Source organism: Leucobacter sp. M11, from assembly GCF_035726885.1.
In the GTDB taxonomy this organism is placed as follows: Bacteria; Actinomycetota; Actinomycetes; order Actinomycetales; family Microbacteriaceae; genus JAPFRB01.
The window spans coordinates 682,114-684,300 of record NZ_JAPFRB010000002.1 but is presented as its reverse complement, the minus strand read 5'-3'; the positions used below and the strand labels follow the sequence as shown (position 1 = coordinate 684,300).

At 67.5% G+C, this 2,187-nt stretch carries 2 protein-coding genes; one reads left to right on the top strand and one right to left on the bottom strand.

The features are described 5' to 3' along the window. Nucleotides 1-11: 11 nt before the first annotated feature. Nucleotides 12-1,307 carry a DUF445 domain-containing protein gene (locus OOT08_RS07670; RefSeq protein ID WP_325092007.1) on the bottom strand — a complete coding sequence of 432 codons (1,296 nt, stop codon included), beginning with the start codon at nucleotides 1,305-1,307 and terminating at the stop codon, nucleotides 12-14. Nucleotides 1,308-1,411: 104 nt separating this feature from the next. On the opposite strand from OOT08_RS07670, the gene OOT08_RS07665 reads away from it, so the two are divergent. Continuing rightward, on the top strand, nucleotides 1,412-2,187 hold a 776-nt coding region (locus OOT08_RS07665; protein WP_325092006.1), incomplete at its 3' end, for an efflux RND transporter permease subunit.

Genomic DNA, 2,187 nt, shown 5'->3' with positions numbered 1-2,187 from the left:
AGTTCCCGGTGCTAGGCGAAGAGCGGGGACACGAGGTTGTGGGCGATCGTGAAGATCACGAGCCCGGCAAGTGAGCCCACCACGGTGCCGTTGATCCGGATGAACTGCAGGTCCTTGCCGACCTGCAGCTCAATCTTCTCCGCGGCCTCCCGGGCATCCCAGCGTTGCACGGTCTCGGCGACCACGTTCGCGATGTCGTGGCGGTAGGTCCCGACGAGGTGCTCGGCCACGCCCATGACCCACACGTCGATCTTGTACTGCAGCGTCGTGTCGCCGAGGAGGCGGCGGCCAAAGTCCTCAGCGGCGCGGTCGATGCGCACCCGGAGCTCGCTCGTCGGATCGGTCAGCGAGTCCGTGAGCGCGTGCTTCGCGGCCTGCCAGGTGCTCTCCGTGAGGGAGCGGACCCGGGGGCTGTCGAAGATGTCGTGCTTCACGGCCTCGACCTGGTCGATGAGGGACTGCTTGTGCTGGAGGTCGGTGGCGAGCTCGCGCAGGAAGGTGCCGATGGTGCCGCGGACCGGGTGCTGCGCGTCGTCCCGCACGGCGCGGACAAAGCGCACGGCCTCGTGGTGCGCCCGGTTGTCGATGAAGCGGTCGAGCATGCTCGGCACCCAGGAGGGCAACTGCCCGGAGACGATCTTGTCGAAGGCCTGGGGGTTGTTCTCCAGCCACTGACCGAGCCGGTCGGCAGCGAGATCGATGAGTGCCTCGTGGTGCCCGCCGTCCAGGAAGGAGGTGGCCCCCCGGCTGAGCGTGGGGCCCCAGACGGGGTCGATCAGGTGGCGGCGGGTCAGGCCCTCGATGAGTTCCCGCACGTCTTCGTCGTCGAGCACGGTGATCGCGCCGAGGCCGATGTTTGCGATGGCGTCGCCCACCCGGGGCGCGTTGCCCGCCGTCGTGAGCCAGGTGCCGACGAGCCGGGCACCGCTGATCGTGCTCAGCTTCTCGTGCACGACCTCCTGAGACAGGAAGTTGTCCTCGATGAAGGTGCCGAGCCCCGCGCCGATCTCGTCCTTCTTGGTGGCGACGATGTTCGTGTGCGGGATCTTGATGCCCAGGGGGTAGCGGAACAGTGCGGTCACCGCGAACCAGTCCGCGATGGCCCCGACCATGCCGCCCTCGCTCGCGGCCCGCACATAGGCGAGCCACTCGTAGCGCTCCTGGAGGGAGAACGAGAAGATGAAGATGATGGCCATCAGGATCAGCAGGCCGAGGGCGAGCGCCTTCATTTTGCGCAGTTGAGCGAGCTTTTCGAAGTCGGCGGGAGTAACCGCACCGAGCGTCTTGGAGGGTGAGGCCTGAGGCATCCCCTCATTATCCGGGAAGAAGCCCCCCGGACAAAACGCCCGGCGGCCCCGCGGTCCCGAATCCGGCACAGAGCTCGCTCACGCCCCTGTGACATACTTCGAGAATGCACCTGTTTGCCACAGCCAGCCTGAAGAACCGTGCGTTGATCGCCCTCGTGACGGTGGTGATCGCCATCTTCGGCGGTATCGCCCTCACCGGCCTCAAGCAGGAGCTCATGCCTCCCGTGCAGTTCCCCACGGTCGCGGTCATCACGAGCTACCCGGGCGCTTCGCCCGAGGTGGTCAACGAGGACGTCTCCACGCCCATCGAGACCGCGCTGCGCGGCCTGCCCGCGCTGGAGAGCTCGCAGGCGACCTCCTCAACGAACAGCTCGGTGGTGCTCGCCACCTTCGAGTACGGCACCGATCTCGTGGCGACGGAGCAGAAGATCCTCCAGGCGATCAACCGGATCTCTCGGCTGCTGCCGGAGGAATCGGACACGCAGGTGGTCTCCGGCGGCATCGATGATCTCCCCGTGGTGCAGATCTCCGTGACGGGCGGGGCCGACGCCGACGCCGAGGAGATGGCGCGGCAGCTGAACCTCTCCGCGGTCAAGGAGCTCGGCGATTTGGACGGGGTGCGCGAGGCCCAGCTGCAGGGGGCCAGGGGCGACCGGATCACGATCGAAGCGGACGCCGCCAAGCTCGCCGACGCCGGCTTCAGTGAGCAGTCCATCCGTGATGCGCTGCAGCAGAACGGGGTGCTCCAACCCGGCGGACAGGTCGATGACGACGGCCGCAACCTGACCGTGCAGTCCGGCAGCACGCTGGAGAGCGCGGATGAGATCGCCGCCCTGCCGCTCGTGCCCACCCCGGAGCAGCTCGCGGAGAACGCGAAGCT